The organism is Brevundimonas staleyi (assembly GCF_041893865.1).
In the GTDB taxonomy this organism is placed as follows: domain Bacteria; phylum Pseudomonadota; class Alphaproteobacteria; order Caulobacterales; family Caulobacteraceae; genus Brevundimonas; species Brevundimonas staleyi.
This window is the reverse complement of sequence record NZ_CP169082.1, coordinates 3,199,392-3,220,234: the sequence shown is the minus strand read 5'-3', so window position 1 is coordinate 3,220,234 and position 20,843 is coordinate 3,199,392. Positions and strand designations below refer to the sequence as shown.

25 protein-coding genes and 1 tRNA gene are annotated in these 20,843 nt (G+C 68.0%); 18 read left to right on the top strand and 8 right to left on the bottom strand.

The window, feature by feature from the left end; translation table 11 throughout:
- Positions 1 to 20: 20 nt before the first annotated feature.
- Positions 21 to 1,634, top strand: coding sequence for a carboxylesterase/lipase family protein (locus ACETK8_RS16305; RefSeq protein WP_374036879.1), 1,614 nt, complete (start codon positions 21 to 23; stop codon positions 1,632 to 1,634).
- A gap of 140 nt (positions 1,635 to 1,774) precedes the next feature.
- Here the strand turns inward: ACETK8_RS16305 and ACETK8_RS16300 are convergent, their stop codons facing one another.
- The gene (locus ACETK8_RS16300; protein WP_374036878.1) at positions 1,775 to 2,827 is read right to left on the bottom strand and encodes a L,D-transpeptidase family protein; all 1,053 of its coding nucleotides are present in this window, start codon (positions 2,825 to 2,827) and stop codon (positions 1,775 to 1,777) included.
- A 143-nt stretch (positions 2,828 to 2,970) separates the two neighbouring features.
- On the opposite strand from ACETK8_RS16300, the gene ACETK8_RS16295 reads away from it, so the two are divergent.
- From ACETK8_RS16295 to ACETK8_RS16255, 9 genes are all read left to right on the top strand, one after another.
- Positions 2,971 to 3,093 (top strand): hypothetical protein, encoded by a 123-nt coding sequence (locus ACETK8_RS16295; protein ID WP_374036877.1) that lies wholly within the window; start codon positions 2,971 to 2,973, stop codon positions 3,091 to 3,093.
- Between the two features lie 102 nt (positions 3,094 to 3,195).
- Positions 3,196 to 4,530, top strand: coding sequence for a hemolysin family protein (locus ACETK8_RS16290; RefSeq protein ID WP_374036876.1), 1,335 nt, complete (start codon positions 3,196 to 3,198; stop codon positions 4,528 to 4,530).
- Between the two features lie 249 nt (positions 4,531 to 4,779).
- Positions 4,780 to 4,855: transfer RNA gene (locus tag ACETK8_RS16285), tRNA-Trp, on the top strand.
- 79 nt (positions 4,856 to 4,934) lie between these two features.
- Complete coding sequence (gene secE / locus ACETK8_RS16280) at positions 4,935 to 5,249, top strand: preprotein translocase subunit SecE (protein ID WP_374036875.1); 315 nt, start codon at positions 4,935 to 4,937, stop codon at positions 5,247 to 5,249.
- Between the two features lie 16 nt (positions 5,250 to 5,265).
- Positions 5,266 to 5,844, top strand: coding sequence for a transcription termination/antitermination protein NusG (gene nusG, locus ACETK8_RS16275; protein WP_374036874.1), 579 nt, complete (start codon positions 5,266 to 5,268; stop codon positions 5,842 to 5,844).
- Between the two features lie 305 nt (positions 5,845 to 6,149).
- Positions 6,150 to 6,581, top strand: a complete 432-nt coding sequence (gene rplK / locus ACETK8_RS16270; RefSeq protein WP_055829960.1) for a 50S ribosomal protein L11 — start codon at positions 6,150 to 6,152, stop codon at positions 6,579 to 6,581.
- Between the two features lie 4 nt (positions 6,582 to 6,585).
- Positions 6,586 to 7,275, top strand: a complete 690-nt coding sequence (rplA, locus tag ACETK8_RS16265) for a 50S ribosomal protein L1 (protein ID WP_374036873.1) — start codon at positions 6,586 to 6,588, stop codon at positions 7,273 to 7,275.
- A 146-nt stretch (positions 7,276 to 7,421) separates the two neighbouring features.
- The gene (locus ACETK8_RS16260) at positions 7,422 to 7,661 is read left to right on the top strand and encodes a type II toxin-antitoxin system VapB family antitoxin (RefSeq protein WP_374036872.1); all 240 of its coding nucleotides are present in this window, start codon (positions 7,422 to 7,424) and stop codon (positions 7,659 to 7,661) included.
- The gene (locus tag ACETK8_RS16255; protein ID WP_374036871.1) at positions 7,661 to 8,065 is read left to right on the top strand and encodes a type II toxin-antitoxin system VapC family toxin; all 405 of its coding nucleotides are present in this window, start codon (positions 7,661 to 7,663) and stop codon (positions 8,063 to 8,065) included. The genes ACETK8_RS16260 and ACETK8_RS16255 overlap by 1 nt, the downstream gene beginning before the upstream one ends.
- 148 nt (positions 8,066 to 8,213) lie before the next feature.
- On the opposite strand, the gene ACETK8_RS16250 is transcribed toward ACETK8_RS16255, so the two are convergent.
- A complete protein-coding gene (locus ACETK8_RS16250; RefSeq protein WP_374036870.1) occupies positions 8,214 to 8,822 on the bottom strand; it encodes an NAD(P)-dependent oxidoreductase in 609 nt (202 codons plus the stop codon).
- Positions 8,823 to 8,935: 113 nt separating this feature from the next.
- Between ACETK8_RS16250 and ACETK8_RS16245 the strand changes: the two genes are divergently transcribed.
- The gene (locus ACETK8_RS16245; protein ID WP_374036869.1) at positions 8,936 to 9,310 is read left to right on the top strand and encodes a winged helix-turn-helix transcriptional regulator; all 375 of its coding nucleotides are present in this window, start codon (positions 8,936 to 8,938) and stop codon (positions 9,308 to 9,310) included.
- Positions 9,311 to 9,313: 3 nt separating this feature from the next.
- Here the strand turns inward: ACETK8_RS16245 and ACETK8_RS16240 are convergent, their stop codons facing one another.
- Together ACETK8_RS16240 and ACETK8_RS16235 are read right to left on the bottom strand one after the other, a co-directional pair.
- A complete protein-coding gene (locus tag ACETK8_RS16240) occupies positions 9,314 to 10,012 on the bottom strand; it encodes an IPTL-CTERM sorting domain-containing protein (RefSeq protein ID WP_374036868.1) in 699 nt (232 codons plus the stop codon).
- Between the two features lie 35 nt (positions 10,013 to 10,047).
- Positions 10,048 to 11,097 (bottom strand): helix-turn-helix domain-containing protein, encoded by a 1,050-nt coding sequence (locus ACETK8_RS16235; protein WP_374036867.1) that lies wholly within the window; start codon positions 11,095 to 11,097, stop codon positions 10,048 to 10,050.
- Positions 11,098 to 11,254: 157 nt separating this feature from the next.
- On the opposite strand from ACETK8_RS16235, the gene ACETK8_RS16230 reads away from it, so the two are divergent.
- A complete protein-coding gene (locus ACETK8_RS16230) occupies positions 11,255 to 12,268 on the top strand; it encodes a hypothetical protein (RefSeq protein WP_374036866.1) in 1,014 nt (337 codons plus the stop codon).
- 10 nt (positions 12,269 to 12,278) lie between these two features.
- On the opposite strand, the gene ACETK8_RS16225 is transcribed toward ACETK8_RS16230, so the two are convergent.
- A complete protein-coding gene (locus ACETK8_RS16225) occupies positions 12,279 to 12,965 on the bottom strand; it encodes an IPTL-CTERM sorting domain-containing protein (RefSeq protein WP_374036865.1) in 687 nt (228 codons plus the stop codon).
- Between the two features lie 498 nt (positions 12,966 to 13,463).
- On the opposite strand from ACETK8_RS16225, the gene rplJ reads away from it, so the two are divergent.
- Positions 13,464 to 13,979 (top strand): 50S ribosomal protein L10, encoded by a 516-nt coding sequence (rplJ, locus tag ACETK8_RS16220; protein ID WP_374036864.1) that lies wholly within the window; start codon positions 13,464 to 13,466, stop codon positions 13,977 to 13,979.
- 60 nt (positions 13,980 to 14,039) lie between these two features.
- On the top strand, positions 14,040 to 14,429 hold the full coding sequence (gene rplL, locus ACETK8_RS16215; protein WP_374036863.1) for a 50S ribosomal protein L7/L12: 390 nt from the start codon (positions 14,040 to 14,042) through the stop codon (positions 14,427 to 14,429).
- A gap of 85 nt (positions 14,430 to 14,514) precedes the next feature.
- On the opposite strand, the gene ACETK8_RS16210 is transcribed toward rplL, so the two are convergent.
- From ACETK8_RS16210 to queA, 3 genes are all read right to left on the bottom strand, one after another.
- Positions 14,515 to 14,727: a hypothetical protein gene (locus ACETK8_RS16210; RefSeq protein ID WP_374036862.1), complete on the bottom strand. Its 213-nt coding sequence runs from the start codon at positions 14,725 to 14,727 to the stop codon at positions 14,515 to 14,517.
- 113 nt (positions 14,728 to 14,840) lie between these two features.
- Positions 14,841 to 16,808 (bottom strand): M61 family metallopeptidase, encoded by a 1,968-nt coding sequence (locus tag ACETK8_RS16205; RefSeq protein WP_374036861.1) that lies wholly within the window; start codon positions 16,806 to 16,808, stop codon positions 14,841 to 14,843.
- 53 nt (positions 16,809 to 16,861) lie between these two features.
- Positions 16,862 to 17,956: a tRNA preQ1(34) S-adenosylmethionine ribosyltransferase-isomerase QueA gene (gene queA / locus ACETK8_RS16200; protein ID WP_374036860.1), complete on the bottom strand. Its 1,095-nt coding sequence runs from the start codon at positions 17,954 to 17,956 to the stop codon at positions 16,862 to 16,864.
- Positions 17,957 to 18,063: 107 nt separating this feature from the next.
- On the opposite strand from queA, the gene ACETK8_RS16195 reads away from it, so the two are divergent.
- The 4 genes from ACETK8_RS16195 (at position 18,064) to ACETK8_RS16180 (ending at position 20,823) form a co-directional block, all read left to right on the top strand.
- Positions 18,064 to 18,489, top strand: coding sequence for a hypothetical protein (locus ACETK8_RS16195; RefSeq protein WP_374036859.1), 426 nt, complete (start codon positions 18,064 to 18,066; stop codon positions 18,487 to 18,489).
- 30 nt (positions 18,490 to 18,519) lie between these two features.
- A complete protein-coding gene (locus ACETK8_RS16190) occupies positions 18,520 to 19,626 on the top strand; it encodes an amidoligase family protein (protein WP_374036858.1) in 1,107 nt (368 codons plus the stop codon).
- Between the two features lie 63 nt (positions 19,627 to 19,689).
- Positions 19,690 to 20,130, top strand: coding sequence for a hypothetical protein (locus tag ACETK8_RS16185; RefSeq protein WP_374036857.1), 441 nt, complete (start codon positions 19,690 to 19,692; stop codon positions 20,128 to 20,130).
- Between the two features lie 15 nt (positions 20,131 to 20,145).
- The gene (locus ACETK8_RS16180; protein ID WP_374036856.1) at positions 20,146 to 20,823 is read left to right on the top strand and encodes an HNH endonuclease; all 678 of its coding nucleotides are present in this window, start codon (positions 20,146 to 20,148) and stop codon (positions 20,821 to 20,823) included.
- Positions 20,824 to 20,843: the final 20 nt, after the last annotated feature.

Sequence of the window (20,843 nt, the reverse complement as noted above, 5' to 3'; positions counted from 1 at the left end):
TTTAAGGCCTAGGTAGGCGGATGATCCTTCGTCCGCTGGTGCTCGCCTGTCTGTTGCTGCTCGGCGGCTGTATCTCGACCCATCCGGGCGGGGTGGGGCATGTGCGGTTCGCCTCGGATCGTGAGTTCGTGCAGGCGCGGACGGAGGCCGGCGTCGTGCGCGGGGTCGAGGGCGCCGGGGTGCGCGCATTCCTGGGCGTGCCCTATGCCGAGGCGCCGGTCGGGGATCTGCGCTGGCGGGAACCCCGGCCGGTCGAGACCTGGGACGGCGTTCGGGATGCGACGCGGCTGGGGTCGGACTGCGTTCAGGCCCTGGGGCGGAAGGCGATCCTGGGCGGGGGCGGCGGGATCGTCGTCGGGTCCGAGGACTGTCTGTTTGTGAACATATATGGCCCCGCGACTGAGCCGGACCGGGCGCGGCCGGTCATGGTCTATCTGCACGGCGGGGCCTTCACGATCGGGTCGGGGGCCAACTACGATCCTTCAAGGTTGGCGGCGGAGCAGGACCGGGTCGTGGTGACGGTCAACTTCCGGCTGGGCGCGCTGGGCTGGCTGGCCCATCCGGGGTTCGAGGCGGAGGGCGAGGGTATCGGCGGCAACTGGGGGCTGATGGACCAGCAGGCGGCGCTGCAGTGGATCAAGCGCAACATCGGGGCGTTCGGGGGCGATCCGGGGGACGTGACCCTGTTCGGGGAAAGCACCGGGGCGTGGAGCGCCTGTTACCTGATGGCGTCGCCGGGGTCGGAGGGGCTGTTTCACCGGGTCATCCTGCAGAGCGGGCCGTGTCTGGAGCCGCAGTCGCTGAATGCGGCCAAGGATCAGGTCCCGGCCGGGCCGCCGTTCGCCGACGACCTGGGCTGCACCCAGCAGGGGCAGGTGGCCTGTCTGCGCGGGCTGCCGGCCTGGCGGATCGCGCGGGCGCCGTCCTTGCGGTCCGGGATCAATGGGCCGGGGTCGTGGGGGCCGGTCTATGGCGACGCCATCGTGCCGGTCAGTCCGCCCGAGGCCTTTGCATCCGGCCGGTTCGTGCAGGTCCCGACCATCGTAGGGACCAATACCGACGAGGGGCGGCTGTTCGCCGTCGAAGTGCGCGATATGGACCGGTATTCGAAGGAGACGGTCTGGCTGTATGGCGCGCACGGGGAGCGGGCGCTGGAGCGGTATCCGGTGGGGCCGGAAGGTCCGGCGGTGGCCATCGCCCAGAGCTTCACCGACAGCCGGTTTTCATGCCCGGCGGACGCGTTGCGGCGGCTGCTGGCGCGGCATGTGCCGGTGCATGGCTATGAGTTCGCCGATGCGGAGGCGCCCTTCATCCTGCCCGACTGGATCACGGGGCTGGACATGGGGGCCTACCACGCCAGCGAGCTGGCCTATGTGTTCGGGACGACCTGGCTGTTCGCGGATACGGGCCGGTGGACGGATCGGCAGCGGGCGTTGTCGGAGCGTATGATGCGGCTGTGGGCCGGGTTCGGGCATGATCCGGACTTCGAGGCGGACTGGCCTCGTGTCAGCCATGGTGGCGGGCCGGTCGTGGTGTTCGACCCGGCGGGCGACCGGGTCGATGCGACCTTCCACGACCGGCATCAGTGCGAGTTCTGGGGCGGGACGGCGCTGGGGGCGGTGGAGCCGGAGTAGGTCTCATCCGTGCACCCCAGCGAAGGCTGGGGTCCAGATCACGGACACAGGCGGCACGGACGACGCACCGATATTTCTGCTCGGATCGTCGACGTTTTCCATCTGGACCCCAGCCTTCGCTGGGGTGCACGGAGAAGAGTCTAGCTGAAGATCACTTCCACACCCGGTTTCACCGCCGCCGCCAGCTGTTCGGCGCTCCAGTTGGTCAGGCGGACGCAGCCGTTGGAGGCCGTCTTGGCGATCTTGTCGGGATCGGGCGTGCCGTGGATGCCGTAGGTGTCGCGCGACAGCTCGATCCAGACCGAACCGACCGGATTGTTGGGGCCGGCGGGGACGACGAGCTTGCGGTCGCCCCGGTCGTAGCTGACCCGCTGGGGGTCGTAGGTGTAGTCCGGCTCGTTGGCGACGCCGACGACCGTCAGGCGGCCGGACGGAGCGGGGCGTTCGCTGGAGCCGACCGTGGCCGGGTAGAAGGCCAGAAGCGTTCCGTCGGCGCCGTAGGCCCTGAGCGAACTCTCGGTCTTGTCCACGACGATGCGGGTGACCGGCGCGGGCAGGGGCGCGGCCGAGACGGCGGGAACCAGAATGGTCGCGCCGACGCGCTCGAAATTGGCCCCGGGGTTCAGGAGGGACAGCAGTTCTTCTGTGACGTGGAACTTCTCGGCCAGACCTTCGAAGGCGCTGCCGTAGTTCAGAGCAGGCAGGGCGGCCTGATCCGCCAGATCGGTCGGGACGGGACGGAAGGGGCCGGCGACGTCGGCCTGAGTGATCGTGTAGCGGGTCAGAACGGGCGTGGCGTTCTGGACCAGCCGGGCGAAGACCTCTTCGGTCAGTTCGCCGTCGGACTGGAGACCATTGGCCTGGGCGAAGGCGGCGATGGCCTGGCGCGTGTTCTCGCCGCCGTGGCCGTCGATGGAGCCGGGCGAGAAACGGGCGCGGTCGAGCAGGATCTGGGCGCGGACGATCTCCGGGCGAGGCGGGGTCGGGCTCGCGGTCGCGGGGTCGGCGGGCGCCGGCGTCGCGGGCTGCACCTGCCAAGCGGCCGATTCGATGGACTGTTCCGAGATCGGGCCCGCCGGGCCGGGCTGAGCCTGCTGCGCGGGGGTGGTCTGGGCCTGTTCTCGGTCGCCGGAGCCGCAGGCGGCCAGGGACACGGAGGCGAGGAGGGCGGCGACGAGGGGCAGGCGAACCATGTGACTCGACTCTCAAGCGACTGGTTCTAGCCAACCCGCACGTCCGTTTACCGTTCCGCACAACCGGCAGGGGCGGGGGCTTGAATGCAACCGCGAACCGGGGCCTACGTTCGTGTCAGAACGTTAGGGATTTGGTAACCATCATGCGGCGTGCGCTTCGGATCGGCCTGTTCATCGGCACCCTGATCGGGGTTTCGGCCTGCGCCACGATCGACAACGGTCAGGGCGGCGCCTACGGCTCGGTCGAGGCCGGCCGGACGCGCTAAGCGCCGGGTCAAAGGAAACCGTGGCGAAAGCGGCCACATTCCGCTAACAGATCAGGGGCGGACGCCGACTGTTGCGCCGCGTTGGTCCCCTAATCCCCCTAGATGTTACTCATCGCTGTCGTCGTCGTTCTGCTCCTCGTGGTGCTCAACGGCCTTTTCGCCATGACCGAATTGGCGGTCGTGTCCTCACGCAAGTCGAAGCTGCAGAGCCGGGCGGAACGGGGAGATCGGGGAGCACGGGCGGCGCTGAAACTCTCCGAGAATCCAACCCACTTCCTGTCGGCGGTCCAGGTCGGCATCACCCTGATCGGCATTCTGGCGGGCGCCTACGGTCAGGCGACCATCGCGGGGGAACTCACCCATGTGCTCGAAACCAGCATTCCGGCGACCGTCGCCTATGCGGAGTTCGTATCGACGGCCATCGTCGTCATCCTGATCACCTACACCTCGCTGATCGTCGGCGAACTGGTGCCCAAGCGGATCGCCCTGATCTTCCCGGAGGCGGTGGCGTCCAAGATGGCCGCGCCGATCTCGACCCTGGCCATCGTGCTGAAGCCGTTCGTCCTGCTGCTGACGGCCTCGACCTCGGCCATCCTGAAGGTGCTGGGCGTCAAGGACCGCGACGGTTCGGACGTGACCCAGGAAGAGGTGGAGACCATGATCGCCGAGGGCACCTCGGCCGGTCTGATCGAGCCGGAAGAACAGGTCATGATCGAGGAGATCCTGACACTGGGCGACCGTCCGATTCGCGTCGCCATGACGCCCCGCCACGAGGTCTACTGGATCGCCCTGGACGACACCGACAAGGTGCTGCGCGAGGAGATCCGCGACTGCCCCTATTCGCGCATCGTCGTGGCCAAGGAGAGCGACGTCGATAATCCGCTGGGCGTCGTTCACAAGAAGGACCTGCTGGACAGCCTGCTGACGACCGGCAAGTTCGACATCGAGGCCCTGGTCCAGACCCCGGCCTTCATCCCTCAGTCGACCTCTGTGCTGAAGGCGCTGGAGATCCTGAAGACGTCCAAGGTCCACATGGCCTTCCTGGTCGACGAGTTCGGCGCCTTCGAGGGCGTGGTGACGGCGACGGACCTCCTGGAAATGATCGCCGGCGACTTCGACGAGGGCCATGACGAGGAGGACGCCTGGATCCGCGAACGCGAGGATGGCACCTGGATGGTCGACGGCCAGACCGATCTGGAAGAGCTGTCGGACGTGCTGGGCGAGGATTTCGGCGAGACCGAAGGCTTCCACACCGTGGCGGGCCTGGTCCTGCACCAGCTGTCGCGCGTGCCGGACGAGGGCGAAATCCTGCAACTGGGCCGATTCGAGGTGGAGGTCATCGACATGGACGACCGCCGCATCGACAAGCTCTTGTTCAAGCAGTTGATCAAGCCGGAAGACGAGGCCGAGGCCGTCGCGGCGCATCTGGAGCAGTGATGATTCTCCCTCCCCCTCGGGGGAGGGGGGCTGAGCCGAAGGCGAGGCCGGGTGGGGGCGGCCGGGCGACCGAGTGACGAGTCCGTGGAGCCTTGCCTTGCCGTCCCCGCCCGGTCGCTGCGCGACCACCCTCCCCCGAGGGGGAGGGAGAGGTTTGTTCTTGAAATCACCCAGCCTCTCAGGCATAGCCCCCGGTCTGGCGAGCAGACGCGCCGTTGGGGTCTCCCACGGCGCGGTTCTGTATTGTCTAGGAGCTTAGCTCAGCTGGTAGAGCACCGGTCTCCAAAACCGGGGGTCGTGGGTTCGAATCCCCCAGCTCCTGCCACTTCCCCCTGTTCCCGCGGATTGGGCCTCCCTATCTGCGGGGACAGGATCAAGCGTTTTCGAAGAGACCTCTAGAGCCCATGGCCAAGTCCAAGTCCCCCGGCGGACGCCGCACAGGCAACCCCGCCGCCGGCGCGAAGCCGCAGATGGCCGCAGCCGCTTCGGCCTCGACGGTCGCCGTCGACGCGCCGACGCCCAAGGTCCGTACCTCGCCGGCCCAGTTCGCCGGTCAGGTTCGCGCCGAGGCTCGCAAGATCGTCTGGCCGAGCCGCAAGGAGACCTGGATCACCTCGGTGATGGTCTTCATCATGGTGCTGATCGCGTCGATCTTCTTCTGGATCGTGGATGCCGGCCTGGGCTTCGCCTCGCGCTTCATCCTCGCCATCGGCCAATAAGCAAGGAGCCGCGCACATGACCGATGCAGCGCCCGAAACCAAGGCCGCCAACCCGCGCCACAAGTGGTACATCGTCCACGCCTATTCGAACTTCGAGAAGAAGGTCGCCCAGCACATCCGCGACCAGGCCAAGCAGCGCGATCTGGAAGAGTTCTTCTCCGAGATCCTGGTGCCGACCGAGGACGTCGTCGAGATCCGCCGCGGCCGCAAGGTCAACTCGGAACGCAAATTCTTCCCGGGCTACGTCCTGGTGAAGATGGAGCTGACCGACGACGCCTATCACCTGGTCAAGGACACGCCGAAGGTCACCGGCTTCCTGGGCGCCGCGGGCGGCACCAAGCCTCTGCCGGTCTCGGAACGTGAGGTCCAGGCCATCATCGGCGCCGTGGAAGAGGGCGTCGAACGTCCGAAGCCCACGATCCGCTTCGACATCGGCGAGACCGTCAAGGTCATCGACGGCCCGTTCGCTTCGTTCGACGGCCAGGTGGAGAGCGTCGACGAGGACGCCGCCCGTCTGCGCGTCGCAGTGTCGATCTTCGGCCGCCCGACCCCGGTCGATCTGGAATACAGCCAGGTGGAGAAGGTCGCGGCCTGATCTGGAATTCTCCCTCCCCCTCGGGGGAGGGTGGTCGCGCAAGCGACCGGGTGGGGGCGGCTCGGCAACGAGTCGCCTTTTTCTTTGAAGTGGAGTCCGGGTCGCCTTGCCGCCCCCACCCGGCTTCGTTGCACTCAGCCACCCTCCCCCGAGGGGGAGGGAGAGGCGTTGCTTCTCGCGCTCGCCTCTGCTAAACGCGCGCCTCCTTAGCCCTTGGGCCAAGGATAAATCCGTGGGAGGCAGCCATGCCCCGACCACGGCTCACCGGGCCTGATTGAGTTCAGGTCCACTGTAAGGAGAGACCAATGGCCAAGAAGATTCTGGGCTATATCAAACTGCAGGTGCCGGCCGGCAACGCCACGCCTTCGCCCCCGATCGGCCCGGCTCTGGGTCAACGCGGCGTGAACATCATGGGCTTCGTCAAGGAGTTCAACGCGCGCACCGAGAAGGAAGTGAAGGGCACCCCCCTGCCGACCGTGATCACGGTCTATCAGGACAAGTCGTTCACCTTCGTCACCAAGACCCCGCCCGCGACCCACTACATCAAGCAGGCCGCCGGCATCACGTCGGGCTCGAAGATGACGGGCCGCGAAGTCGCCGGCAAGATCAAGCGCAGCCAGCTGCGTGAGATCGCCGAGAAGAAGATGAAGGATCTGAACGCGAACGACCTGGACGCCGCGACCAAGATCATCGAAGGCTCGGCTCGCGCCATGGGCCTCAACGTCGTGGAGGGCTAAGCACATGGCCAAGCAAACCAAGGCTCAAAAGGCCCGCACCGGCGTCACGCTGGAGCTGCTGCCGTTCGCCGACGCCATCAAGCTGGTCAAGGACAACGCCAAGGCCAAGTTCGACGAGTCGATCGAAATCGCCGTCAACCTGGGCGTCGACCCGCGTCACGCCGACCAGCAGGTCCGTGGCGTCGTCAACCTGCCGTCGGGCACGGGCCGCGACGTTCGCGTGGCTGTGTTCGCGAAGGACGCCAAGGCCGATGAGGCCCGCGCCGCCGGGGCCGAGTACGTCGGCGCCGAGGATCTGTACGAGCAGATCAACGGTGGTCTGATGGACTTCGACCGCGTCATCGCCTCGCCCGACATGATGGCCCTGGTGGGTCGTCTGGGTAAGGTGCTGGGCCCGCGCGGCCTGATGCCGAACCCCAAGGTCGGCACCGTGACCCCGAACGTCGGCCAGGCCGTCAAGGACGCCAAGGGCGGCGCAGTGGAGTTCCGCGTCGAGAAGGCCGGTATCGCCCACGGCGGCATCGGCAAGGCCTCCTTCACCCAGGAAGCGCTCGAAGCCAACGTGAAGGCCTATGTGGACGCGCTGAACCGCGCCAAGCCGTCGGGCGCCAAGGGCACCTACGTCAAGCGCATCACCCTGTCCTCGACCATGGGCCCGGGCTTCAAGGTCGATCCGGCCTCGCTGACCGCCTAAGTCGCCCAGGCGATTGAACTGAAGACGGCCCCGGAGAGCGATCTCCGGGGCCGTTTTCGTTCGCGTTTGGCGGCTCGGCTAGCCGATGATAGGTTTCGGCTAGCTAGTGGCTATCATGTGGCTAGCCACTAGCTGGAGATCGCCAGATGGCCTTTCACGTTCGAGATGCGACGACCGACGCCCTGGTGCGCGAGCTGGCGCTGAAGCGCGGGTTGGGTCTGACCGAAGCCATCAAACTGGCGGTCGAGGCGGAGCTGAAGCGCGAGGCGAACCGGGTCGAGGAGAAGCTGGCGCGCATGCGGGAGGTCTCAGACACTATCCGCGCGTGGCCGAAGACGGGCCTGAAGGCGGACAAGGCCTTCTTCGACGAGATGTCGGGCGACTGATGTTCATCGACGCCTCGGCTCTCTGCGCCATCCTTCTTGACGAGGAGGATGGCTTGGCCTTCGAGCGTTGCATCGCGTCGACCGAGCGCTCGTGGACCTCCGCCGTGGCGGTATGGGAGACCGTGCGCGCCGTCGCGCGTGAGAACGATCGCGATATCCCGACGGCCTCGGCCGCGATCACGGCCTATCTGGCCAGATCGCAGATCGAGATCGCGCCCATCGGCGAGGCGGAGCAGGTTCTGGCGCTGGAGGCCTTCGACCGGTTCGGCAAGGGGCGGCATCCGGCCAGGCTGAACATGGGCGACTGTTTCGCCTACGCCTGCGCCAGGGCGATGAGCGCGCCGCTCTTGTTCAAGGGCGACGACTTCGCACAGACGGATATCGAGCCTGCCCTGAAGGGCTGACAGGTCGAAGACGGCCCCGGAGAGCGATCTCCGGGGCCGTCTTCGTTTGCGGTCATTGCGGTGGGGGAGGCGCGGCCGGCGACAGCTAAACTCCGGCGGCGTGAACCGCCGATCCAGCAATCCGACGGCGGCCGGACCACCAAGACCGCTAATAGGCGGCGGTGAAGCGGGCGCGGCTGTGCTGCGGGTTTTCCAGCTCGTCCACCATGGCGATGGCGTAGTCGGAGAAGCCGATGCGGCTCTCGCCCCTGTCATCGACGACCAGCTGGTCCGTGCCGGTGCGGAAGGTCCCCAGGCGCGGCGTTTCCTCGATGACGGCGGCGGGGGAGAAGAAGGTCCAGTCGATGTCGGTCTCGGCGCGCAGGTCGTCGAGGAAGGCGATGCCGCCCTGGGCGAAGACCTTCCACTCCTCGGGGAACTCCGGCGTGTCGATCAGACGGACGCCCGGCGCGACCTGAAGGCTGGCCGCGCCGCCGGTGACCAGAAGACGGGGGACCCCGGCGGTCTTCAGGGCCGACAGGATCGTCGCGGCCGGGACGTCGAAATGAAGGGCGCTGATGACCGCGTCCGAACCCTTGATGAGGGCGGCGAGGGCGGTCAGGTCCGAGGCGTCGCCCTGGGCCGGGGTCACGCCGTCGGCGGCGGGGATGGCTTCGGGCTTGCGCGCCACGGCGGTGACGGTGTGACCGCGCGCGGCCAGTTCCCTGGTGATTTCGGATCCGGCGCGACCGCTGGCGCCGAGGACGGTGATCTTCATGGGGAGGTCTCCTTGGGTTGGTATCCAATGGTGACCAGGTGTGATATTCATACCGGATGCACAAGAACGCACCTCAGCCTCAGCAGGTCACCCCACAGATACCGCCTGCCGCCTTGCACCTGCCCGACGTGTTCGCGCCCAACTGTCCGACGCGCCAGATGCTGGACCGGATCGGCGACAAGTGGACGGTGCTGGTGGTCCAGGTGCTGGACGAGGGGCCGATGCGGTTCAACGGCCTGAAGCGGCGCATCGGCGGGGTGTCGCAGAAGATGCTGGCCCAGACGCTGAAGGCTCTGGAGCGGGACGGTCTGGTGTCGCGCCACGTCTTTCCGACGACGCCGGTGACGGTGGAATATGCGCTGACGCCGCTGGGTCGGACCCTGGTCGGGGCGCTGACGCCCTTGATCGCCTGGTCCGAGGGGAAGATCGGCGAGGTCGAGACGGCCCGCGCCGCCTTCGACGCGCGCGAACCGGCCGGGTGGGCGTGAGCGTCAGGCGGTGAGGCGACGGCGCTGGATCGCCAGCGCCGCCCCGCCCGCCAACGTCAGGCCCAGCAGGATCAGCGCCCATTCGGACAGGGTGGGGACCGGGTGGACCGCCGCCACCGTGACGACGGGCGCGACGTTGCTTTCCGCACCGCTGGACTGGAGGCCGCCGAAGACGGCGTTGCACGAGCCTGGGCCGGGGCTGGGGTTCATGCCGACGCCCCGTGAACTGCAGATCGTGTTCGCCCCGACGACGGTCCTCAAGGGCAGAAAGTTGATGAAGCTCACCAGGGAGTTGGGATCTCCGGCGTCGTTGACGGTGTAGGGCGGTCCCGGCGTCCGTTCGAAGGTGATCACCGGCTGTATCGGAACGCCTGCCCCATCGGTCGCGAACTCGACCCGATACAGGGCCGTGATGGGGCTGGGTCCCGTCGTCGTCCGCACGCCGTCGCTGAAGGTGTAGGCGATGACGCCCGCCGAGTATTCGGCGTGGGGCAGGTTCGGGGCCAGCGGCGCCGCATAGGTCAGGGTCGCCGTCGCACGATGCGCTGATGTGAAGGTCGCGCACTCGCCGATCGTGCACGTCGTGGAGTTGCCGATCGTGTCATAGAGGCCGCTGGTGAAGGTGTAGTTGGTGGCCTGGGCCATGGCCTGGCTGGCGATGAGGGCGCCGGCGAGCGCGGCGGCGAAGATCAAAAGTCGCATGGGGTCACTCTGTTGCGGAAGGGGTTTGGCGCGGCTCAACGGTAGGCTTTGACGCTGGCCGGCATCTCCGGCGGGATGGTGAAGGTCGAGGGGGACAGGGCGCCGTTGCGGTGATGCTCCAGGGCGCGGCTGCGGCACTGGGACGGGGTCATGCCCCAGGCGGCGCGGAAGGCGCGGCCGGCGGCGGTGTGGCTGTCCAGACCCCAGCGGTTGAAGACGGCGGCGATCGGCTGTTCCGCCCGGGTCGGGTCGGAGAGGTCGCGGAACACCCCGGTCAGGCGACGGCGCAGGATGTAGCGACCGATGCCGCCGTGCGGCTCGAACATCCGGTAGAGGGTGGGGCGGGTGATGAAGAACTGGCGCGCGAGGATCTCGGGTCCCAGCTCGGGATCGTCGAGCGTGCGGTCGATGCGGCGACAGAGGGCGCGGAACTGGGCCTGGCGCATCTCGGTGCGGGTGGCGGGCGGCTGGTCGCTGGTTCGCACGGCGGAGACGATGACCTCGGCCGCGGTGCGGCTCCAGTCCAGGCCCTCGGCGACGGTCAGGTCCGCCCCCAGACGCCACATCTCCTCCAGATGTTCGCGCACCGCGATGCCGGCCTCGCTCTCGCGCGACAGGACCGCGCCGTGGAAGTCGAGCGGTTCCGCCAGCAGGGGCAGCAGAAGGTCGCGGTCGATGATGGCCGCCAGATTGTCGATCCCGTCGGTGCGGATGGCGACCGGGCGGGACAGGTCCATGAAGCCGACGTCGCCCGGCCGGACCTCTCGCTCGGCCCCGTCGATTGTCATGACGAAGCCGTGGGTGCGGTAGAATTGGACGTGGAAATGATCCGCGCCGGTGCGGGCGATGACGCCGGGATCGCGCACCATGATCGAGGCCGAGGACAGGGACATGCCCAGCTTGATCGGACCGTAGTCGTAGAGGGCGAAGTCCATGGTGTAGGCGGCCGCAACCTCGGGCGAGGGCGCCGTCAGGTCGAACATGGGCGCCATCAGCTCGCGACAGGCGGCGAAACTGTCGGCGTAGTCGGCGCCGATGTGGGCCGCGATATGCGGTAGCCGATCCGGTTGGGCGTCGTCGGTCATGTCGCGATCCTCATGGCCAAGCTTGTGGCCAGAATAGCTTTAGCGCGGTTCGGCGCGGCAATTCGACAAGGCGTCTCAAAGTGAAGCTGGAGGGCCGTCAGGTCTTGCGAGGCCCCGTCGAAACGGGGCTAACCCGATTGAAATTGGGGAAGCTGAAATGACGAAGACCTTGAAGCGGACGGCGACGCTGGGCGCCGTGGCATGGGTGGTGCTAATGTCGGCGGGACCGGCGCTGACGCAGGCGGTGTGCGCGGGCGTGAGCCAGACCTTTGCTTCCACGTTGCCGGCGGGCAGCACGACCGATCCGGCCCAACCGTTTTCGTGGGTCGCGCCTGCTGGGGTGACCAGCGTCGTCGTCCGGGCTCGGGGCGCCGAGGGCGGCCTCAGCGCGACCCAGGACGGCGGACTGGGCGCCGAGGTCTTGGCGACCTATTCCGTGACGCCGGGGGAGCGGCTCTGCATCGTGGCCGGCGTGAAAGGGGCCCCGGCGCCTCCGAACCGTGGGGCCGGCGGCGGCGGAGGGTCATTCGTCTTCTCATCGGGCTCTTCACCCTGCGTGTTGAGCAATGCGACCCTGGCCAGTCTCAGGGTGGCGGCGGCCGGCGGAGGCGGAGCCTATGAGTGGAACGCCGGCCTGCCCGGACGCGCGACTGGTCTGGGCGTCGGGATCTCCGGCGCGGTGACCGCGACGGGCGCAGCCGGAGGAGGACTGAACGGCTCGGGCGGCAGCGCCGATGTCGCGGGCGGCGGCGGAGGCGGTGGCGGGCTCTTCACGAACGGCATCGACGGCGTTCACGGCCGGGGCGGCCGTGCGCTGACCCAAGGCGCCGAAGGGGGGGACATCAATCCGGGAGGAGCCGGCCTTGGAGGCTTCGGCGGCGGCGGGGCCGGTGGTGGAGGCGGCGGCTACAACGGCGGCGGCGGCACGGGCGGTGGATCCGGTACCTGGCCCGGCGGCGGCGGGGGTTCCTACACCAGCGCGGCTCCGACCAGCGCCACGGACGGGGTGCGGAGCGGCAACGGCGAGGTGACGTTGTGCTACATGGCCGCGCCCCCTGCGGCGGTCCCGACCCTGACGGAGTGGGCGATGATCGGGCTGACGGGGCTGCTGGCCTTGTGCGGTCTGGCGGTCGTGGAGCGGCGGCGGCGTTTCCCGGCGAGCGCGGTTTAGGCCCGGCGCGTCACGCCGTCGGCGGGGCGCGGACGATGATCGGGCTCAGCAGGAGCAGCCCGCCGATCGCCAGCATTCCGACCAGCAGGACGGTGCCCCATTCCGACATCGTCGGGACATTGCTGACGCAGGTCACGGCGACATCGGTCACGCCGTAGGGGGTAAGGACCACCACAGTGTCGAGAGCGACGCCCGAGCCGTTCGTGACGGTGCAGGTCTGTCCCGTGGGCTGACCCGAAACCGTCACCGCATAGGCGTCGTTGAGCGTGACCCACATGGGGAAGGTGAAGGCGCCGTTGGCGCTGACCGTCAGGGGGGCGCCGCCGTTGTTCCGCAGGACCACGGACTGGCCGCTGCCCAGGCCGCTGACCGTGCCGCCGACGGTCGGGAAGAAGCAGAGCTGCAGGTTATCCATGGCTCGCAGACAGTTGCTCAGGCACTGTGGGCCGAAACCGACGCAACTGGAGGTGCAGGCATCCACGTTGTTGAAGGCCCCAATCTGGCATCCGAAAATGCACTGGGCATCGTCCCCGCACCCCGCGCCACACCGGTTGACGGCGCTGGCCTGGCAGGCGCTGCTCATGATGCCGTGGACGACGGGACGGGGAGGGACCTGGGCCTGAACCGAAGACGCGCCCATCAGCCCGGCCAGCGCCAGGACCGCCGCGAACAGTCCGCCGAGAATCCACCTGAACATTCAATCGCCCCCGCGATCGACCTCCGACCTGGAGGCCTCGAACCCTCACGCCTAGCCGTGCGGTCGCGGCCGTCCACACAAAACGGAGGTGCGCCTTCACTTTGAGACGCATGGTCGAAAATCGGACGCCGGACGGGCGAGTTTCGCGTTCGGCGCGGGTCGGGAGCGGTCTTCTGCGGGATCGGCGTGCACGCCGGTTGATTTACGCCCGTCTTCCTGTATAGAGCGCGCCTCTCCGTCAGGGCTTCGGCACTGGCGGTCCTGTCCGAGAACTTCGGGGCGAGGGGGTCACCTTCGCCGTAAATGCTGGAGAGCCCTCCAGCGCCGTGGGGAGATGGGGACGCAGACGACACGGTCGGCCCGGTTCCGGGACGGACCTGTCAGAGCATCCTTCGGACATTGCTACCCGGCCTGAACGCTTCGCAGCGATGCGCGGCGCCTTGGCCATCTCGCCGTCGGGAATAAGCCCGGCGTCGAACCTCAAGATTGGAGACCGCAATGGATCGCGCACAAAAGGCCGAATCGATCGAGTCGCTGAAAGGCGTCTTCGCCGAGGCCGGCAGCGTGGTCGTGACCCACAACCTGGGTCTGACCGTTGCGGAAATGGAAGACCTGCGGGGCCGTCTGCGCACCGCGGGCGGAGCGTTCAAGGTGGTCAAGAACCGCCTGGCGCTGAAGGCGCTCGAAGCGGAAGAAGGCAGCGACTACCACGGCCTGTTCAAGGGTCCCGTGGGCATCGCCTATGCCGAGAACCCCGCGACGGCCGCCAAGGTCACCACCGAATTCGCCAAGGGCAATGACCGCTTCGTCATCGTCGGCGGCTTCATGGGTGAGACCGTCGTCGACGTGAAGGGCGTGGACAGCCTGTCCAAGCTGCCGACCCTCGACGAAATCCGCAGCTCGCTGCTGGGCCTCATCAACGCTCCCGCGACCAAGATCGCCGGCGTCGTTCAGGCTCCCGCCGCCCAGCTGGCCCGCGTCTTCAGCGCCTATGGCGCGAAGGAAGCCGCGTAAGCCTTTCCATCTCCGCATACCCCTCTCTGAAACCTATCTATTCCCCGAAGGAAAACTGACATGGCTGACCTGTCCAAGATCGTCGAAGACCTGTCCTCGCTGACCGTCCTCGAAGCCGCCGAACTGTCCAAGCTGCTGGAAGAAAAGTGGGGCGTTTCCGCCGCCGCTCCGGTCGCCATGGCCATGCCGGCCGGCGGTGGCGGCGCTGCCGCTCCGGCCGAAGCCGCTGAAGAGCAAACCGAGTTCACCGTTGTCCTGGTCGACGGCGGCGACAAGAAGATCAACGTCATCAAGGAAGTCCGTGGCGTCCGTTCGGACCTGGGCCTGAAGGAAGCCAAGGACCTGGTCGAAGGCGCTCCGCAGAACGTCGTCGAAAACGTCTCGAAGCAAACCGCCGACGAGATCGCCAAGAAGCTGACGGAAGCCGGCGCCAAGGTGCAGATCAAGTAAGAACAGCCCTCACGGGTTATTCTTTGGGAAGGGCCGGTGGGAAACCACCGGCCCTTTTCGTTTGGGCGAAAGTCGGGGTCCGGCTCTAGCGGTCGCCGGTCGAGCGGGCGATGGCCGCGCGCATGCCCTCGGCGTGAAGGGCGCCGGACGGGGCGATCTTGGCGTTGGGGGTCTCCGCCGGGCCGTCGTTGCGGCTGCGGTCTTCCGGGCCGGTCCAGTGCGGGGTCTCGGCCTTTCTCTGCACGGCCTCGGCCAGATGGCGGGTGGCCGTTTCGGCGGCGGTCGTCTGGGCGGTCATGGAGCGTTCCTTTCGTTGGTTATCTGAAAGGAGCGGCCCGAAGGCGGGAGGCGTTCCGCGCTCGTGGCGGAATGACGCAACCCGCAAGCGGCGTCATTCCGCGCGCCGGCAACCTATCGCGACCGCGCCGTCATGATCTCGCCGATCCGGTCGCGCGTGCCCTGGATCCGCTCCAGGCGCGGGTAGCGGAGGCCGCCGGTGTAGTTCAGCTCGACCGTGCGGATGCGCTGGCCCTGACGCAGGATCAGGCGGATGGGGGCGTTGCCCGACTTGGCGGCGGTGACGGCGTTGCGGAGGACCTCGGCGGTGGCGACGCGGTCGCCGACGGCGATCAGGTCCCAGCCGGCGCCGATGCCCGCCTCGAACGCCGGGCCGCCCCACTGGATGGCGCCGATGCGCAGCGTCGCGCCGGTCAGGCTGAAGCCGAGGGAGTAGCGGAAGTCCGAGCCCCAGTTGGAGGACATCGCCTTTTCGTCGGCGTTCGGCTCCTCGACATAGATCAGGCGGTAGCCGCCGCGTTCCAGGCCATCCAGCGGGGCGACCGCGTCGGGGCCGGCGGCGTCCAGACGCGTGCGCAGGAAGGTCGCCCAGTCGTAGGGCTGGACCGCGTTCAGGGCGGCGACGACGTCGGCGAAGGTGTAGCCCTGCGGCGTCCACGACCCGTTCGTGCCTTCCGGCGAGAAGAAACTGCGGGCGAAGTCGTCCAGCGACTTGCGGTCGCGGCTGAGCTCGCGGATCAGGGTGTCGGCGTCCAGCCACATCAGTGCGGCTTCGTCATAGTAGTCGCCGGTGCCGCGCATCCAGGACGGCCACTGGCCGGGGATGCGGTAGCCCAGAAGGTTGTGGTTGTTGGTGTCCTGCAGGTTCCGCCACTGGCGGCCCGGCTGGTTCTGGTAGAAGGCGGCGCGGTCGGCCAGACCGATCAGGGCCTGGGTCTTGGTGTGCAGGCCCGCGCGGGCGGACAGGACGTCGCCCCAATATTCCGTCTGGCCCTCATAGACCCACAGAAGGCTGTTCTCGGTCGGGACATTGTAGTTGGCGGTCAGCTCGTCCGCCGGCCGCATGAACTTGCCGTTCCAGGAGTGGGTGTATTCGTGGGGCAGCAGCGCCCGGTTGCCCGCCGAGGCGTTCCAGCTGGTGAAGAAGTTGGGGCCCGCAGTGTTTTCGGACGAGCGGTGGTGCTCCAGGCCGATGCCGCCCAGCTGGTCGGTCAGGGCCAGCAGGAACTCGTACTTGTCATAGTGGCGCGAGCCGAACAGGCGGTCGGCCTGGGTCACCATATTGGTGTAGAGGCCGATCTGTTCGTCGGTGGGAGCCAGGTTCTCGGCATTGTCGGCGACGATGTTCAGGTGGACGTCATCGCCCGCCGCGTCGATGTCGATGCGGCGATAATGGGCGCCGGCGAACATGGGGCTGTCGACCAGGGTGTAGAGATCGACGGGGGCGAAGGTCGCCACGCCATTCTCAAAAGACGTGGTTTCCAGCGCCACGCCGTACTGCCAGCCCTCCGGCAGCTTGATCGAGGGGGCGAAGGTGATGCCGGTCGAGCGATAGCCGGCCGGGTAGAGCAGGGCCTTTTCCCACTCCATGTTGACGATCGACGGGGTCATGACGACGCGCCAGTTGGCGTTGTCGGACTGGGTCAGCCACTGGAACTCGGCGACGATCTCGGTCGCGCCCGCTGGCACGTCGATGTGGAAGGCGTAGGGATCGACCGCATCGCGGCGCCATTCGACGCGCTGGCCGTTCGCGGTGATGGTCAGGCCGGCGAACAACTGGATCGGGCCGGAATCGGCGTGATTGCCCGGCAGGTATTTCGGATAGAGCAGCGTCAGGCTGCGCGAGGCGACCGGGATGGTCTGGCGCACCGAGATGACGCGGTGGTCCAGGTCGGTGGCGTCCACCTCGTACTTGATGACGCCGGGATAGGTCGCCTGCGTCGGGGCCGGGATCTGGGGGCTGTCGGGGAAGCCGCCGATGTCGGGGGTGGTCGGGCCGCGCGGCGTCGTCTGGGCCGCCGAGGGCGAGGCGCTCGCGATCAGAAGGGCGGCGAGGCAGGCGGAGACGGCGAGACGCGACATAGGCTGGTCCAAGGCTGACGGCGGGGGAGCCGCAGAGGACGCCGGGGGCGCCGTCAGGTCAAGGTCTGGCGATGCAGGAGGGAGCCGTCGCCGTAGGAATAGAAGCGATAGCCGTCCGCGATGGCGTGGGCGTAGGCGGCCTTCATGGTGTCGAGGCCCGCGAAGGCGCTGACCAGCATGAACAGTGTCGACTTCGGCAGGTGGAAGTTGGTCATCAGGACATCGACCGCGCGGAAGGCGTAGCCGGGCGTGATGAAGATGGCCGTGTCGCCGTGGAAGGGGCGGATTTCGCCCTCCGACGTCGTGGCCGATTCCAGCAGACGCAGGGAGGTGGTGCCGACGCAGACGATGCGGCCGCCGTTCGCGTGGACGGCGTTGAGGGCGGCGGCGGTCTCGGCGGACACCTCGCCCCATTCGGAGTGCATCTTGTGCTCGGCGGTGTCGTCGGCCTTGACCGGCAGGAAGGTGCCGGCGCCGACGTGCAGGGTCACGGCGTGGGTGGTGACGCCCCTGGCCCGGATGGCGTCGAGCAGGCGGGGGGTGAAGTGGAGGCCCGCCGTGGGGGCGGCGACGGAGCCGTCGTGCTCGGCGAAGACGGTCTGGTAGTCCGAGCGGTCGCGGTCGTCCTCGGGTCGTTTGGCGGCGATATAGGGCGGCAGGGGCATGACGCCGACGTCGCGGATGGCGTCGTCCAGGACGGGACCGGCGAGGTCGAACTTCAGGGTGATCAGGCCGTCGTCGTGCTTGGCGGCGACCGTCGCGTCGAGACGGCCGAGGTCGCAGGCGGCGTCACTGGTCGTGCCGAAGCGGATATGGTCGCCGACCTTGATGCGCTTGCCCGGCTTCATGAAGGCGGACCAGACGTCGGGGGCGTCGCGGTGGTGCAGGGTGGCCTCGACCTCGACGGTCAGGGTTTCCCCCTCCGGCCCGATCCGTTCGCGGACGCCGGACAGGCGGGCGGGAATGACACGGGTGTCGTTGAAGACCAGGGCGTCGCCGGGGCGCAGGAAGTCGGGCAGGTCGGAGATGACGTGGTCGGCCAGATCGCCGTCCTTCACGACCAGCAGCCGGGCGCTGTCGCGTGGCTCGGCGGGGCGGAGCGCGATGCGGTCCTCGGGCAGGTCGAAGTCGAAATCGGCGGTCTTCATCAGGCGGGGCAAAGGCCACGGGCCCCCTCCTAGGTCAAGGGTCGCGGTCAAGGCGTGAGACCTTATGTCCGACTGACAGGCGCGGCGGTCTGGGGCAGGAGTGTCGTATGAAACTGATCGCCGCGCTCGCCGTCTCCGCCCTCGCCCTGTCGCTCGCCGCCTGCGAGGACGGGGTCACCGCGCTGCAGGGTCTGCAGGAAACGGCCGCCCAGGCCGAGGCGACGCTGGAGACCGTCAACACACGCACCGCCCAGGTGCAGCAGGCCATCGACAATCCGGGCGGCGCGCTTCTGGCCGCCGTGGGCGCGACCTTCTCGAAGACGGCGACGGACCAGCCGGGGGTCTATGTGCTGACCGACCTGCAGACCGGGTGCCAGTTCCTGGGCACCTACGGGCCGGACGGGACCACGGTGACCTCCATCGCGCCGCGCGTGGAGGCCGCGCCGGGCGGCGGGACGCAGCAGCGGTGCGTGGCCATTCCGGGCGTGGGTCGTCCGGCCGCCGCCGAGGCTGGAGCCAAAGCCGAGGGCTGACGCGCCGGTCGCTGCTGCTAGGCTGGCGCCATGGCGACGCTGGACTGGAAGACCGGGTTCGAGATCGAACTGATGGCCCCGGCCGGGCGGTCGCGGCGCGATCTGGCCGAGGCGGTGGCCGCGCGTATCGGCGGGACGGTCGAGCGGTTCTTTCATCCGCAGTCCGAGCCGAGCGCCGTCGAGGGACGGCCGGTGTTCGAGAACCTGACGCCCGGCTTTCGCGTGCGGGACGGGCAGGGGGCGTGGGTCGCCTCGTTCGTGGACGACCTGACCCTGCAACGCGATCTGGATCGGGAGCGGGCGGCCTTGCCGGGCTGGCGGCGGATCGTGGCGGACGACGGGCGGCTGTTGCGGCTGGTGGAGCGGCACTGCGATCCGGATGCGGAGGGGGACCGGACGCTGGAGCCTCTGGCGGCCCTGTTCGGGACGGAGGCGCAGCGGCATGAGGCCGGGATGGTGCGGGTGGTCGATGCGAACGGCCGCTCGGTGGCCATCGACGCGCCCCTGCCCGGAGAGCGGGAGCGGCCCTGCGAGATCGTGACGGCGCCGATCGAGGCGGACCATGAGGCGGTGCTGGAGAGGCTGCTGGTCGAGGCGCGGGCGCTGGGCTTCACCGTGCCGGTCGAGGCGGCGACCCATGTGCATTTCGACGGCGAGGCCCTGTGTTCGGCGCGGGCCGTCGCGGGTCTGGTCGAGGTCTGGACGCGGCATGGCGAGCCGCTGAAACGGCTGGTCGGGGTGAACCGAAACTGCGTGCGGCTGGGCCACTGGCCGGCGGCGCTGCGGGACCTGACGACGGGGCCGGGCTTCGAGGCGATGGACTGGACGGAGGCGAAGGCGGCGCTCGCCGGGGTCGGGCTGACGAAATACTGCGACCTCAATCTGGCGAACCTGCTGACCGGCCGGGCGGACAAGCATACGGTCGAGGTGCGGGTGCTGCCGGCGTCGCTGGAGGTGGGGCCCTTGATGGACGGGGCGGCCCTGTTCGAGGGCGTTTTGGGCTGGTGCCGGGACCGGCAACCGGGCGAGGCGGCGCCCCGCTCGCTGGTCGAACTGCTGATCCGGGCGCCGATGGATGAGGCGGCAAGAGGGCGCTGGCTGGACCTTGCGCGCCGCGACAACGCCGCTTTCGCCTGATCGATTAGGTCGTATAGTTTCAGCTTGGCCGGGGGCGGCCGTGACCTTCACGGAGACCAATCGATGACCAACCGCTTCAAGACGTGCGTCCGCCGCCTGTCGGCCGGGCTTCTGATGTCCAGCGCCATCGCCCTGGTGATGTTCGGCCAGCCCGCCCGGGCCATGGAGCAGCAGCGCGAGTATCAGGCCTTCTTCGGCTCCCGCTACAACTACTGCGACGCCAAGCTGGTGGGGGCGCTTTACGGTCAGGATGTCGAGGGCGGCAAGGTCATCATCGGCCAGAAGATCCTGAACGGCATCGGCGACAATGTGCCGGTCGTGCTGCGCGAAAGCCGGGTCCAGGGCGCCGTCTGCGAGTGGGAGGACACCGGCCTGTCCTACGCCGACGCCCAGACGCTGGCTGAGACCTGGGGCTTCTCCGACCCCTATCAGGCCAAGCTGAGGGCCGCCGACCTGTTCACCAACGGTCGGGAGCAGCAGGTGCGGAACGGGCTGGGCCAGTAGGTCGGCGTTGACCCAATGAGTCTCAACAGCGCGGCTCCGGACTATTTCTCGCCACGTCGGTGTTTGCGCGATCCTCCTGCCGAGGTTGTGCTGGCCTGTTCGCTATTGTCGGAAGCGGCGGACTTTCATGTGTTGGGAAACTCAGCCAACGCGGAGCGTCTGTTGCGCGACGCAGACATCAAGACTCTGACCGCTTGGACGGACTCGCTTTGGGGAAGTCGCAAGAACCATCCTGAGCAGGTGCACTTTCAGCGCTATCGCGTTGTTGAGGGCTCACCTGCGTACCTGCCCAAGTCTGCCCGGGTCGCGGTGCGAATGCCAACCTCGGCGGAAAAGTCCCAGGTCATAGAGCGTTGGGGAAGGCATTGCGTCTTCTGCGGAATACCTCTGATCCGGCCGGAGGTCAGACGCGCGTTCGCCAAGTGGTACCCTACCGCCGTCTCTTGGGGAACGGAGACCTACGGCCAGCATGCCGCTTTCCAGTGCATGTGGATGCAATTCGACCATGTCATTCCGCACAGTCGAGGAGGCGACAACTCACTTGAGAATATTGTCGTCACCTGCGCCGGCTGCAATTTCGGTCGAATGAGTTGGACGCTTGATGAGCTTGGCCTGGTCGATCCCAGGCTTGAGACGAGGCGACCGAGTAACTGGGACGGCTTGGAGCGAGTGTTTGCCAAGCCGCTTGGTTGACCCAAGGGGCCTCAGGCTGC